Below are 13,010 nucleotides of genomic sequence, written 5' to 3'. Positions count from 1 at the left end.
CAAACAGCGCCTCGACCGCACATCTCTCGTGCGATCGAGGCGCTGTTGCGCGTCGTTCGGCTCAGGCGCGTACGAGTAAGTCGACGAGTTGCGCCTTCGGGATGCCCGTGAAATACTGCGCCGTGTCGATCGGCTCAAGGGCGGCCGTAATGTGCGCCCGGTCGTACACCACGCCGATCAGCGCATTGGCGACCTCACTGGCGTCCTTAGGCCCGAAGAAGTCACCGAAGAACTTGACGGCTTGGATCTTGGCCCCTTCAACCGTGAGGCGTGCATCGATCGTGCCCATGTCGAAATGCTGACGTTTCTGCTGCGTGAAGGCCGGGGACTTGCCGTAGACCCAATCCCAGTTGCTGTAGACCTCACGGTAAAGCCGGTCGATCTCGACTTGGTCCTCAGGCGTGATCTGGTATTCCCGGTCTGCGATCGCGTCGACCGAGTCGACCCCGAACAAGCGCGTCAACAAGATATCGCGAAACTCCGGGACCGTGATCGCCTGATAAGCGGGAGCCAGGTAAGGGCGGAGGTTCGTGACCCGCGCGCGGACGCTTTGGATCCCCTTAGAGGCGATCTTGTCCGCTGGGACATTCAAGACCTGTGGCACGACAGACATATCGACGTCTAGCATTAGCGTGCCGTGTGAGAAGGTCTTGCCGTCTCGCGTGTACATCGCGCTGCCGGAGAACTTCTTGCCGTCGATCAGCATGTCGTTGCGCCCAGAGACCTCGGCACCGGTCGCGCCCATCTGGTGCAACGCGTCAACGATCGGTTGGGTGAAAGACTTGAAGTCGCCGAAATCCTTCGAATCGGCATCGACCACAAAGGAGAAACAGAGGTTGCCCAGATCGTGGTAGACCGCGCCGCCACCAGATAGCCGCCGCGTCACGACAACTTGGTGTGCGTCAACGTAGGCCTGATTCAGCTCTTCTTGGGTATTCTGGTTCCGCCCAACGATCACGCTTGGCCCCTCGTAGTAAAACAGCAGCAGCGGTTCATCAAAATTCTTGTTGTTCATTAGGTATTGTTCTGTTGCAAGATTCATGCGAATATCATGCGACGTCATCAAGACATAGTACATTTTAACGGCCCCTTTCTGTTGCATCCCCATTGTAAGCGCTGTTACACTTTGACGCAAGAAAAAGCGCCTAGGACCGTTTCGAAGGGGGGTGCATTTCGAATCGCCTTGCGCTACAATGATAACTATATTAAATGCCGGTGAGAAAGACCGGCGAAAGGGGATTAATATGGCAACTGAAACACCACGTTACCAAGATGATCTGTATGATGCCGTCAACGGCGAGTGGGCCAAGACAGCGGTGATCGCGCCAGACAAGTCCCGTACCGGCGGCTTCTCCGACCTTGCCGACGACGTCGAGGACAAGTTGATGGCCGACTTTGCCGCCGTCTCAGCCGGGGAGCAAGCGGCCCCAGATGCCTACTTCGAAGCCGCGACCCGGTTGTACGACAAGGCCAAGGACTTCACTGCCCGCGACGCTGCTGGGATCACGCCCGCGTTGACGCGCCTCGCGCAGCTGACCGCAGTCTCGGACCTCGCCACGTTCAACCAGCAGGCGGCAGCACTCGCGCAGGCCCTGTTTCCATTGCCATTCAGCGGTAGCGTCGACCCCGACATGAAAGACACCAGCGTCAACAAGTACATGATCAGTGGCCCAAGCACGATCTTGCCGGACACGACTTACTATGCTGACGACAACGCGCAGGGACAGCAATTGCTCAAGATCTGGACCGAGATGGCCCAAGCGCTGCTGGCGAAGACCGATCTCAGCCCTGAAGACCAAGCCACATTCCTGCAAGACGCGCTGCAGTTCGATGCGGCGATCGCCACTCACGTTAAGAGCGCCGAGGAGTGGGCCGACTATCCGAAAGTGTATAACCCACAGCCGTTCGCTGAAGTCGCTGAACAGTTCGGCGCCTTCGACTTCACCGCGTTTGTGACCGCCACCTTACCGGCAAAGCCTGAGGTGATCATCGTCGCAGATCCGCGCTTTTTGCAAGAATTCACCGCGCTGTTCAACGCGGACACGTTCACCGCGTACAAGCACTGGGCGTATGTCACGGAGCTGATCTCACTGACAGGGTACCTCTCCGAGACGTTGCGTCAGTTGGGTGGGACGTTCAGCCGAGCGCTGTCTGGCAGCCCTGAAGAACCGAGTCAGGTCAAGCACGCGTACCGCATCGCCAATCGGTTCTTCGCGGAACCGATCGGGATCTACTACGGCAAGACCTACTTCGGTGAGCAGGCCAAAGCGGATGTCACCGCCTTGGTCGAGAAGATGATCGCCACTTACAAGCGCCGCTTGGCTAACTCCGATTGGCTGTCACAGCCGACCAAGGACAAGGCGATCGTGAAGCTGGACAAGATGGTCCTGAAGATGGGCTATCCTGATCAGGCGCACGCGCTGTACCAAAAACTGACGGTTGCCCCAGACACTGACCTGACGACTGCGGTGATCCGCCTCGCGCAGACGGTCCGTGAAGACAACCTGGCCAAGCTGACGCAGCCGGTCGACCGCACCGAATGGGCGATGCCAGGGCACTTAGTCAACGCCTGCTACGACCCGTCGCGCAATGACATCACGTTCCCCGCAGCGATCCTTCAAGCGCCGTTCTACGCACTGGATCAGACCCCGAGCCAAAACCTCGGTGGGATCGGTGCCGTAATCGCCCACGAGATCTCCCACGGCTTCGACAACAATGGGGCCCAGTTCGATGAGTTCGGGAACATGAATAACTGGTGGCAAGAGGCCGACTACGCACACTTCAAGGAACTGACCCAAGCAATGATCGACGAATTCGATGGGTTAGAGACTGAAGCTGGTCGGGCCAACGGTAAGCTGATCGTTTCCGAGAACATCGCCGACGCCGGTGGCCTCGCCGCTGCCTTGGAAACCGCCAAGAACCTGCCAGATTACGACCTGCATGAATTCTTCATCAACTGGTCCCGGATCTGGCGGCAAAAGGCCCGGCTGGAACTCCAAAAGATGTTTCTGGCCACGGACGTACACGCCCCAGCCAAGCTGCGGGCCAACGTCCAGCCGCAGAACCTCGCCGATTGGTACACGACGTTTGACGTCAAACCTGGTGACGGGATGTACCTCGAACCGGCGAAGCGTATCACGATCTGGTAACCGCGCCAACTCGACAAAAAGGGGCCAGCTGGCCCCTTTTTGTGCTTGATTCAGGAGGATGACAATGACACGACCACAAGATGATCTCTATGACAACGTCAACGGCGAGTGGGCGGCGACCGCGACGATCGCGCCTGACAAGGCGGCCACCGGTGGCTTTGCCGACCTGCGTGACGGGGTGGAAGACCAGATGCGCGCCGACCTCGCCGCAATGGCTGCGGGAACGCACGTCACACCAGCCGAGTTGACCGATGCGATCACGTATTACCGCAAGGCAACTGATTTTGCCGCCCGCAACGCGGCCGGCATCGCGCCGGCACTGGTTCACCTGACCCCGCTGACGACAATCACGACTCTGGCAGAATTCAATGCCCAAGCGGCGCACTGGGACCACGCCGGCTTCGCGCTCCCGTTCAGTCTCTCGGTCGGGCCGGACATGAAAGACACGGCGCACAACATGGTCCGGTTGGCCGGGCCAAGCACGATCTTGCCCGACCGGACCTACTACGAAGACCCACACAAGGGTGGGGCACAATTGCTGGCTGTCTGGCGCGACATGGCCGAAGCCCTGCTCGCACAGACATCGCTCAGCGCGACCGACCAGGCGCAGGTCCTTGCCGACACACTGACGTTCGATGCCGCGGTCGCACGCCACGTCAAGAGCCGCCTGGAATGGGCGGACCGGGTCAAGTCGTACAACCCGCAGCCACTGTCAGAAGTCGCCGCGCAGTGTGGCGATTTCGCGCTTGTCGACTACCTAGAGGCGGTCCTGCCGACAGTACCGGAGACCGTCAATGTTGCGGACCCTGGGTTTTTGGCCGCGTTCCGCACGCTGTTGACTGAGTCTAGCTTCACCCGGTTCGCGCACTGGGCATATCTGCGGACACTGATCACCATGACCCCATACCTCAGCGACGACTTACGCCGACTGGGTGATCAGTTCGACCAAGCACGCAGTGGTAATCCTGAGGCACCGGCACCGGCGGTCGCAGCGTACCGGCTAACCAACGCCTATTACAGTGAATCGATCGGCGTCTACTACGGACAGACCTACTTCGGCGCAGCCGCCAAGGCGGATGTGACGACGCTGGTCGAGCAGATGATCGCGACTTACAAGCGTCGACTTGCGGACTCCAACTGGTTGTCTGCCCCGACCAAGGCCAAAGCGATCCATAAGCTCTCAACCATGCGGCTGAACATGGGGTACCCGGAGCACGTGCACCCGCTGTACGCGAACCAACCGATCGACGCCGAGACAGATCTGCTGACGGCCAGCCTAGCGATCCAGCGCTACCGGCGCGATTATGCATACGCGCAGCTGACGCGACCCGTCGATCGCACGATCTGGGCAATGCCAGGACATCTGGTCAACGCCTGCTACCGCTCCAGTTGGAACGATATCACATTCCCAGCGGCGATCCTCCAGGCCCCGTTTTATGCGCTGACCCAGACGCCGAGCCAGAACCTCGGCGGGATCGGTGCCGTGATCGCCCATGAGATCTCCCACGGCTTCGACAACAATGGTGCCCAGTTCGATGCCCAAGGGAACCTGAACAACTGGTGGCAGCCGGAAGACTACGCGCACTTCAGGGCGCTGACACAGGCGATGATCGCCCAGTTCGACGGGCAGCCGACACCGGCCGGGCCGATCAACGGGCAACTGTGCGTCTCTGAGAACATCGCGGATGCCGGTGGCCTCGCCGCCGCGCTAGACACCTGTAAACAACTGCCGGAATACGACCTGAAGGCGTTCTTCACCAACTGGGCGCGGATCTGGCGACAAAAATCTCGGCCGGAGACGCTGCGGTTACGCCTCGCCACCGACGTGCACGCCCCGCACCCACAGCGGGCGAACTTGCAGCCGCAAAACCTCGCAGATTGGTACACGACGTTCGACGTTCGGCCGGGCGACGGCATGTACCGTGCCCCAGAAGACCGGATCACGATCTGGTGAGACCAAGCGACGCCAAAAAAACTGCCAAGACGCAACGCGTCTTTGCAGTTTTTGATGTGTGCACACGGTAGGGGCTCAGCCCGCCAGTTGCTTCAGCGCTTCAGGCCGAAACCCAGAGAAAGCGTCCAGACCGTCTGCCTCAAGCACAGGGACCGCTTGGAATCCCTTGGCCTTAAGGTAGTTGATGTATTCGGGCTCATCGTTGATGTTGTGTTCGGTGAATGCGATGTTGTGCGTCTTCAGGTAGTTTTTGGTCATCCGGCACTGCGGGCAACCATTCTTCGTAAATAACGTGATGTTCGACATTGTGATCACTCCTGTCATTCAGTACCCACATGATACCCCATGTTGTGGTACACGTCAACTTAAAACACCACATCCAGTGTGTGCCGCAACGGGCCACCAGATGTGGTGTGACGATAGTCTCAGTATACACGATTCGTAGGGGGGAAGGCTAGTCGCGATCAGCGAACTGGCCCGTGTGTCACAGGATCGGCGAAAGTAGCCGAGAACCGGCCTGCTTGAAGCGTAGCCAGCGACTCTGGCGCGCGACTTCCTCAGCGGTCAACAGACGACTGTGCGTCAAGTCGGCGGTGAAAATCGTCGTCAGCTCGTGAGCCACGTGGCGATCATAGATGAACGCGTTCGCCTCGAAGTTCAGCTTGAAGCTCCGGATATCGAGGTTGGCGCTCCCAACACTCGCGATCTTGTCGTCGACCACGACAGTCTTGGCGTGCAAGAAGCCGTTCTCGTAGTGATAGACTTTGACCCCGTAGCGCATCAGCAGATTCGCGTAGTACTGGGTCGCGCGAAAGATGAAGGGGTGGTCCGGCATGTCCGGGATCATGACCCGCACATCGATCCCCGCCAATGCCGCCGTGATCAAGGCATCGATCACCGTGTCATCGGGGATCAGGTAGGGAGTCTGAAGCCAGACTGACTGCGTCGCCCCTGTGATCATCTTAACGTAGCCGTATTTGATCTGCTGGGCGCTGGTCTCGGGGCCACTAGACACGATCTGGATCGGCGTGCTGCCAGGGTGTTGCGGCTTGATCTGGCTCAGCGGCACCGTGGAGACGCTGTAGGGTGTCTCGCGTGCGGTCGGCACCGTCGCGTTCCAGTCCATCAAGAACTGGACCTTCATCGCCAAGACCGTGTTACCGATGATCCGCATGTGGGTATCCCGCCAGTGGCCAAACTTGGCCTTCCGCGAAACGTACTGATCACCAACGTTGAAGCCACCGATGTAGCCGATCTGATCATCGATCACAACGATCTTTCGGTGCAAGCGGTAATTCAAGCGAAAATCCAAGAAGAGGTGCCGCGAGGAAAAGTAGGTCTCGACCTCGCCGCCCGCTGCGACCAGTGGAGCCCACCACTTGGCCGTCGCCCCCTGGCTGCCCCAGGCGTCATACAGCACCTTGACCGCCACCCCGGCCTCAGCCTTGGCGATCAGCCGCTGCTGCAGCGCATTCCCCAGTTCGTCGTTATAGATGGTGTAATATTCAACGTAGATGTGATCCGTCGCGGCGTCAATATCTGCGAACAGCGCGTCAAACTTCGCCGTCCCAGTCGTGTACAGGGTGACCTCGTTGTCACCGAGCACCGGCGCGCCGTCTGTGTTGAGGAATAAGTTGATCAATTCCTTCGAGGCAGGGGAGAGCGCGCTCTTGGGCAGTAGCTGATTCTTGGCGTTCTCGCGCTTTTGTAGCTGAACGAACGCATCGATCCCTTTGCGGTACTCGGATTGGATCGCCCGCATTTTTTTGGCCGACAGGCCACGGCCAGCGAACAGGTAGACCCCGAACCCGATCACCGGGACAAAGATCAACACGAGCAGCCAGGCCCAAGTCGTTGAGATGTCGCGGACTTCGCGCAGGACGGTAAAGATCGCCCCCAGCGTGTTGAGGACCAGGATCGCAAGGACAAGTCCGGTAATGATCGTCATAGGCGACCTCCTGAAAAATTGATTTTGGGGGTTTACTTACTAATTATTAGTTGGTACACTAGTGACATTCTGATAAAAGGTGGTCATGACCAAATGAACAACGCACTGCTGAACTTATTACACCAACGTCGCTCGATCTACGCCCTGGGGAAGAACCTGAGCCAAACCGACGACGAGATCGTCGCCTTGGCTGAAGACCTGATCCAGGCCACGCCATCGGCCTTCAATTCGCAGACTGTTCGCGCCGTCTTCTTGTTTGGCGATAAGCACGACCAGCTCTGGGACATCATCGTGGAGCGGCTGAAGTCCGAGGTCCCGACCGAAGCAGCGTACGAGAACACCAAGAAGAAGATCGCAAGCTTCAAAGCGGCCTACGGCACGATCCTGTATTTCACCGATACCGCTGTCGTGCACCAGCTTGAAAAAGACTTCACCCTGTACGCAGACAATTTTGCCACATGGGCTGAACAGGCACAAGGCTCCAGCCAGCTCAACGTCTGGACAGGCCTGGCCAACAACCAGATCGGCGCGTCTATTCAGCACTACAACCCGATCATCGACGACCTGGTCCAAGCGGCCTTCGACATTCCGGCTAACTGGAAGCTGCGCGCCCAGATGCCGTTCGGCTCGATCGAAGCGCCTGCCGGCGACAAGGACACGATGGCCAAAGCCGATCAGTTCAAGGTCCTCAAGTAACGCGACACGAGCCACCCCAAGACCCGGTCGAGCGCCCATGGCGCCGGCCGGGTTTTTGCGGCGTTTGGCGCCACGGTTCAGGGCCTGGCAGCCTGCTGCTCAGCGACTCGCAACCCCTGCTGTGCGAGGGTATGCGCCCCACGGTTCTGCCGGTCGGGCACCCATTGCCACAGCAACAAGTCAAATTGATCCACCAGCGGCAGGAGTTTTGTGACATAATCAGCATAGTGTTTGGCGTAGCGTTTGGTCAGCGCGTCGATCACCAGTTGCGAATCCGAGTAGAGGATGACGCTGGTGGTCCGTCCCGTCTCAATGAGGTAGCTCAGCCCCGCGAGCACGGCTTCGAATTCGGCGGCGTGGTTCGAACTCGGCGGTAGCGGGTAATGCAGCTGGTCCGTGTGCCCGTTGTCGACCACCAAAATACCGATCCCGCCCAATCCAAAGTTGCCTTTTGTCGCTGCGTCTGTGTATAGTCGTATCAATGGAAAACCTCAACTCCAAGGAAGTGTTTATGTGGCAAAAAAGCGGTTCATGATCCAACCTGCCTGGCTTGATTTTAGCATTTTTTGGGCACTGATCGTTAGCGGGATCGCCCTGGCCGTCATCATTCAGATGGAAACCATCGGTTATGGTTGGCCTGAGCCAGTCGCGCTTGCGCTTCTGGTCATCACGCTGGGCGTCGCCGGCCTCCAAGTGCACCGATCCACCTTAATCATCACCGACCGGCAGGTGACCTTGCGCCGCTTGCTGCCAGGCAACACCCTTGTTCTACCAATCGGGAGCGTGACCGGGGTCAAGGCCACCGGGCACACACTGACCGTGACGACCCAAGCGTACGGCGCGATCACCTTCGTTCGACTGGGCCGCGTCGAAGCCGTCACCCAAGCGTTGAATGCGTTGATTTGAAAGGAGTGCACACATGTCAGATATTGAGATCTCACAAGCCAATGAACGGGACGAAATGCAGCCGATCCAGACGATCGGCGCGATGGTCGGTCTGTCTGAATCAGAGCTCGAACCCTACGGCAAAGCGAAGGCGAAGATCAGCTTCGCCGCGCTCAAGCGCCTGCGGGATCAGCCGCTGGGCCAACTGGTCCTGGTCACCTCGATCAACCCAACGCCCGCCGGTGAAGGGAAGTCCACGGTGACCATCGGGCTGGGGGACGCCCTTCGTCTCCGGGGCCAAAACGCAGTGATCGCCTTGCGTGAACCGTCCTTAGGCCCGGTAATGGGCATGAAAGGCGGCGCGACCGGCGGCGGCTACTCGCAAGTCGTGCCGATGGAGGACATCAACTTGCACTTCACCGGGGACATGCACGCGCTGACCACGGCTGTGGACACGCTGGCCGCCCTGATCGACAACCATCTGCAGCAGGGCAACGCGCTGAATCTCGACTCGCGCCGCATCCTGTGGCGTCGCGCCTTGGATATCAACGACCGCGCACTGCGACATGTGACCATCGGCCTCGGCGGGGCAACGTCGGGGGTGCCTCGGGAGACTGAGTTTGACATCACCGTCGCCAGTGAACTGATGGCGGTCTTGTGTCTAGCCACAGACTTAGGGGACCTCAAGACCCGAATCGCCCGGATCGTGATCGGCTACACTTACGATCGCCAGCCCGTCACGGTCGCGGACCTCGAGGTGACCGGCGCGATCGCGATGCTCCTTAAAGACGCGATCAAACCCAACCTCGTGCAGACACTCGCACACACACCCACGTTGATCCACGGCGGCCCATTCGCAAACATCGCCCACGGCTGCAATTCTGTCTTGGCGACCCGGACGGCCTTGGCGCTGGGGGACATCGCGTTGACAGAGGCCGGCTTTGGCGCCGATCTGGGCGGGGAGAAGTTCATGGACATCAAGACCCCGGTACTGGGTAAGACGCCAGATGCCGTCGTGATCGTCGCCACGATCCGGGCGCTTAAGTACAACGGTGGCCAATCGCTCAAGACGCTGACGACCGAAGACCGGACGGCGCTGGCCCAGGGGTTCCCGAACCTCCAGCGCCACATCCACAACATGCGCCAATACGGTGTCCCAGTGCTGGTCGCCATCAACGAGTTCGCGACCGACACCGCGGCGGAGATCGCCGATCTGGTCGCACTGTGCGCCGATGCCGGGGCGCAAGCGATCCCGGCCAACGTCTGGGGGCAGGGCGGCCAAGGCGGCTTGGCCTTGGCAGACGCCGTGCTTGACGCCTTAGCTCAGCCACACGCCACATTCACGCCGTTATACGATCCGCAGTCGCCGGTCAAGGAGAAGATCGCCGCGGTCGTGACCAAGATGTACGGCGGGGCCAAAGTCGAGTACGACAGTAAAGCCGAAACTGCGCTGCGCACGATCATCAAGCACGGCTGGGACCGGCTCCCGGTCTGCATGGCGAAGACGCAGTACTCGTTTTCGGATGATCCCAAAGCCCTCGGTGCACCGACGGACTTCACGATCCATGTCCGCGACATCACACCGAAGCTTGGCGCGGGCTTTCTCGTCGTGATGACCGGTAGCATCTTGACGATGCCAGGGTTACCGAAGCGACCGGCGGCCATGAACATGGATGTCTCAGACGATGGCGTTATCACAGGTCTATTCTGACGCCCAGGCGCTGGTGTTTCCCGACACCACGGGCTTCGTCCCGGGAACTGGGGCGACACACCCGCGCCTGGTGCTCGTCGGTGAGGCGCCCGGTGAAACCGAACTGACGGCCGGCCGACCCTTCACGGGCCGTGCTGGGATCAAACTTGACTTGATGTTGCAGGCGCTGGACCTGACGCGCCAGGAGGTCTTCATCACCATGGCCTTCCATCGCCGACCCACCCGGCGCAGCCCGAGCGGCCGGTGCGTCAACCGCCCGCCGACTCACCAAGAGATGCTCGCCGAGGGCTTCTTGCTCGATGCGGAGCTTGACGCGCACCCAGACGTGCCACTTTTGCTCATGGGCAACACCGCACTGTGGCGGCTTTTCCATGGCACTGTCCGCGACTGGCACGGCCAGGTCCAGACTGCTTCCCTGAGCCGGGTCGCCGCAGGGGCCTTCGTGTCTGGGCCGCGCCGCCGCTTCGGCGTGACCGCGCATCCCGCTGCCTTGCTTTACCGCAGGCAGACCGAGCAGATGGTCTTAGCTGACCTGATGCGACTCAAACCACTTCTACTGGAGGCAACAACTTGATCGGATATCTTCTTCTCGCCGTGGCCATGATCGGCCTCGACCAATGGGTCAAAGCCTGGATCATCGCCCATGTCGCGCTCGGCCAGACCGTGCGCTTCATCCCCGGGGTGCTCAGCTTGACCCACATCAAAAACACTGGCGCCGCGTTCTCGATCCTTGAAGGCAAGCAATGGTTCTTCTATATCGTCACCGTCGTCTCACTGGTCATCGTGGCCATGCTCTGGAAAGACTCCGGGTGTCACTTCTGGTACCGCCTCGGGTTGACGCTGATCTTTGCCGGCACCATCGGCAATGTGATCGACCGGCTGCGCTTCCAGGAAGTGACCGACATGTTCCAGCTCGACTTCATGAACTTTGCGATCTTCAACGTCGCTGACGCCTGCCTGACCGTCGGGGTCGTCATCGTGTTGATCTTCCTGTTATTCGTCGAAGGGAAGGGGAAAGCATGACCCTCGCGTTCACGATCACGGCGCAAAGTGGCCGCTTGGACAAAGTGATCGCAGATACTGAACCGACGATCACACGCTCGCAGGCTGCGAAGTGGCTGACCGCGGGCCGCGTGACCGTCAATGGCACGGTCGCGGCCGCCAAGTATAAGGTCCAGGCCGGTGACGTGGTCCAGATCGACCCACCGGCCCCAACGCCTCTGACAGCGATCCCCCAGGCGATGCCCCTAGCGATCGTCTACGAAGACGATCAGGTGATCGTGGTCAACAAGCCTCAAGGCCTGGTCGTCCACCCCGCACCAGGCCACCCGGACGGGACGCTGGTCAACGGCTTGTTAGCCCACACGGACTTCTCGGCCATTAACGATGTGATCCGTCCCGGGATCGTCCACCGCATCGATAAAGATACTTCTGGCCTGCTGATGGTCGCCAAGACGCCAGGGGCACTCGAAGCCCTGAGCGCGCAGCTGAAAGCCAAAACGTCACTGCGCGAATACTGGGCGATCGTGCACGGGACCTTCAAAGTTGCGCACGGGACGATCGACGCGCCGCTGGGTCGCGACCCTAAGGACCGCAAGAAGCAGGCGGTGGTCGCCAACGGCCGCCAAGCGGTCACGCACTTCGACGTGCTCGAACAGTTCACCCATTACGCGTTGGTCCGGTGCGTCCTTGAAACCGGTCGAACGCACCAGATCCGCGTGCACATGGCCTACATTCATCACCCCGTGGCCGGTGATCCGCTGTATGCGCCGCGAGTAACGTTACCCGGCCACGGTCAGTTCCTACACGCCCGCACGCTGGGGTTCGTTCATCCGACCCGCCACGAGCTGATGACCTTCGAGGCAGACCCGCCAGCTAATTTCACGCAAACGTTGACAGATCTGCGGGCAGGCATTGACAGGAGCACGCGGATCCGCTAAACTACGAGTAACTTAATCAGCACCTTTAACTAAGTCCAGAGAGGCTTAGAAGGGATCACGTTCCCGCTGCGGCGGGAGAGATAGGCTCAGACTGTTCAAGCCGCCTTCTACACCCTCACTGGATGCAGATGGCGGCTTTTTTGGTGCATCAGGCAGCAGCCTGAGGGAAAGGATGAGCAAAATGGCAAAACAAGTGGTCGATGCAGTCACGATGCAGCGCGCCCTGACGCGTATCACGTATGAGATCATCGAGCAAAACAAGCAGTTGGACGAGCTGGTCCTCGTCGGGATCAAGACCCGCGGGATCTACTTGGCCAACCGGATCGCCACCAGGCTGAACCAATTGGAAGGCCTGAACGTGCCGGTCGGCGAACTCGACATTCGGCTGTATCGAGACGACATCCACAAGGCGGATTACCACGAGCAGCCGGACGTGACCGGGGCCGATCTGCCGGTCTCGATCACCGACAAGCACGTGATCCTGGTCGACGACGTGATCTTCACCGGCCGCACCATCCGCGCGGCCCTGGATGCCCTGATGGACCAGGGGCGACCGAAGAAGATCAGCCTAGCAGTGCTCGTCGATCGTGGGCACCGCGAGCTGCCGATCCGCCCCGACTTTGTCGGTAAGAACATTCCAACGGCCCGCACGGAAGAGATCAATGTCGCCGTTGAGGAGATCGACGGCGTCGACGGCATCAGCATCGGTCAACTGGAGGCATAACAA

General features: G+C 59.8%; 13 protein-coding genes. 9 read left to right on the top strand and 4 right to left on the bottom strand.

What is annotated here, in order from left to right:
* Positions 1-61 precede the first annotated feature (61 nt).
* The gene (lplA, locus tag HII33_RS08785) at positions 62-1,078 is read right to left on the bottom strand and encodes a lipoate--protein ligase (RefSeq protein ID WP_179395429.1); all 1,017 of its coding nucleotides are present in this window, start codon (positions 1,076-1,078) and stop codon (positions 62-64) included.
* A gap of 166 nt (positions 1,079-1,244) precedes the next feature.
* On the opposite strand from lplA, the gene HII33_RS08780 reads away from it, so the two are divergent.
* On the top strand, positions 1,245-3,149 hold the full coding sequence (locus tag HII33_RS08780; protein WP_179395428.1) for a M13-type metalloendopeptidase: 1,905 nt from the start codon (positions 1,245-1,247) through the stop codon (positions 3,147-3,149).
* Positions 3,150-3,213: 64 nt separating this feature from the next.
* Entirely contained in the window at positions 3,214-5,103 is a 1,890-nt protein-coding gene (locus tag HII33_RS08775; protein WP_246287350.1) for a M13-type metalloendopeptidase, read from the top strand.
* 75 nt (positions 5,104-5,178) lie between these two features.
* Here the strand turns inward: HII33_RS08775 and nrdH are convergent, their stop codons facing one another.
* Both nrdH and cls read right to left on the bottom strand, forming a co-directional pair.
* Positions 5,179-5,409, bottom strand: coding sequence for a glutaredoxin-like protein NrdH (gene nrdH, locus HII33_RS08770; protein WP_179395426.1), 231 nt, complete (start codon positions 5,407-5,409; stop codon positions 5,179-5,181).
* 178 nt (positions 5,410-5,587) lie between these two features.
* Positions 5,588-7,051, bottom strand: a complete 1,464-nt coding sequence (gene cls / locus HII33_RS08765) for a cardiolipin synthase (RefSeq protein ID WP_179395425.1) — start codon at positions 7,049-7,051, stop codon at positions 5,588-5,590.
* A 93-nt stretch (positions 7,052-7,144) separates the two neighbouring features.
* Between cls and HII33_RS08760 the strand changes: the two genes are divergently transcribed.
* Complete coding sequence (locus HII33_RS08760; RefSeq protein ID WP_179395424.1) at positions 7,145-7,747, top strand: nitroreductase family protein; 603 nt, start codon at positions 7,145-7,147, stop codon at positions 7,745-7,747.
* 77 nt (positions 7,748-7,824) lie between these two features.
* On the opposite strand, the gene HII33_RS08755 is transcribed toward HII33_RS08760, so the two are convergent.
* The gene (locus tag HII33_RS08755) at positions 7,825-8,229 is read right to left on the bottom strand and encodes a ribonuclease HI family protein (protein WP_179395423.1); all 405 of its coding nucleotides are present in this window, start codon (positions 8,227-8,229) and stop codon (positions 7,825-7,827) included.
* Between the two features lie 31 nt (positions 8,230-8,260).
* Between HII33_RS08755 and HII33_RS08750 the strand changes: the two genes are divergently transcribed.
* From HII33_RS08750 to pyrR, 6 genes are all read left to right on the top strand, one after another.
* Positions 8,261-8,653: an EbsA family protein gene (locus tag HII33_RS08750; RefSeq protein ID WP_179395422.1), complete on the top strand. Its 393-nt coding sequence runs from the start codon at positions 8,261-8,263 to the stop codon at positions 8,651-8,653.
* A 13-nt stretch (positions 8,654-8,666) separates the two neighbouring features.
* The gene (locus HII33_RS08745) at positions 8,667-10,343 is read left to right on the top strand and encodes a formate--tetrahydrofolate ligase (RefSeq protein ID WP_179395421.1); all 1,677 of its coding nucleotides are present in this window, start codon (positions 8,667-8,669) and stop codon (positions 10,341-10,343) included.
* Positions 10,318-10,917: a uracil-DNA glycosylase gene (locus HII33_RS08740; protein ID WP_179395420.1), complete on the top strand. Its 600-nt coding sequence runs from the start codon at positions 10,318-10,320 to the stop codon at positions 10,915-10,917. Before HII33_RS08745 ends, HII33_RS08740 begins: the two co-directional genes overlap by 26 nt.
* Positions 10,914-11,366: a signal peptidase II gene (lspA, locus tag HII33_RS08735; protein WP_179395419.1), complete on the top strand. Its 453-nt coding sequence runs from the start codon at positions 10,914-10,916 to the stop codon at positions 11,364-11,366. The genes HII33_RS08740 and lspA overlap by 4 nt, the downstream gene beginning before the upstream one ends.
* Positions 11,363-12,283: an RluA family pseudouridine synthase gene (locus tag HII33_RS08730; protein ID WP_179395418.1), complete on the top strand. Its 921-nt coding sequence runs from the start codon at positions 11,363-11,365 to the stop codon at positions 12,281-12,283. Before lspA ends, HII33_RS08730 begins: the two co-directional genes overlap by 4 nt.
* A 181-nt stretch (positions 12,284-12,464) precedes the next feature.
* A complete protein-coding gene (gene pyrR, locus HII33_RS08725) occupies positions 12,465-13,007 on the top strand; it encodes a bifunctional pyr operon transcriptional regulator/uracil phosphoribosyltransferase PyrR (RefSeq protein ID WP_281362256.1) in 543 nt (180 codons plus the stop codon).
* Positions 13,008-13,010: the final 3 nt, after the last annotated feature.

It is taken from the genome of Lacticaseibacillus absianus, assembly GCF_013407595.1.
GTDB lineage: Bacteria > Bacillota > Bacilli > Lactobacillales > Lactobacillaceae > Lacticaseibacillus > Lacticaseibacillus absianus.
This window is presented reverse-complemented; position numbering and strand designations above follow the sequence as displayed.

Coding starts and splice junctions, on each gene's coding strand:
- HII33_RS08775 (WP_246287350.1), top strand. CDS start 3,214: ATGACACGACCACAAGATGATCTCTATGACAACGTCAACGGCGAGTGG.
- lplA (WP_179395429.1), bottom strand. CDS start 1,078: ATGTACTATGTCTTGATGACGTCGCATGATATTCGCATGAATCTTGCA.
- HII33_RS08730 (WP_179395418.1), top strand. CDS start 11,363: ATGACCCTCGCGTTCACGATCACGGCGCAAAGTGGCCGCTTGGACAAA.
- HII33_RS08760 (WP_179395424.1), top strand. CDS start 7,145: ATGAACAACGCACTGCTGAACTTATTACACCAACGTCGCTCGATCTAC.
- cls (WP_179395425.1), bottom strand. CDS start 7,051: ATGACGATCATTACCGGACTTGTCCTTGCGATCCTGGTCCTCAACACG.
- HII33_RS08780 (WP_179395428.1), top strand. CDS start 1,245: ATGGCAACTGAAACACCACGTTACCAAGATGATCTGTATGATGCCGTC.
- HII33_RS08745 (WP_179395421.1), top strand. CDS start 8,667: ATGTCAGATATTGAGATCTCACAAGCCAATGAACGGGACGAAATGCAG.
- nrdH (WP_179395426.1), bottom strand. CDS start 5,409: ATGTCGAACATCACGTTATTTACGAAGAATGGTTGCCCGCAGTGCCGG.
- pyrR (WP_281362256.1), top strand. CDS start 12,465: ATGGCAAAACAAGTGGTCGATGCAGTCACGATGCAGCGCGCCCTGACG.
- HII33_RS08740 (WP_179395420.1), top strand. CDS start 10,318: ATGGCGTTATCACAGGTCTATTCTGACGCCCAGGCGCTGGTGTTTCCC.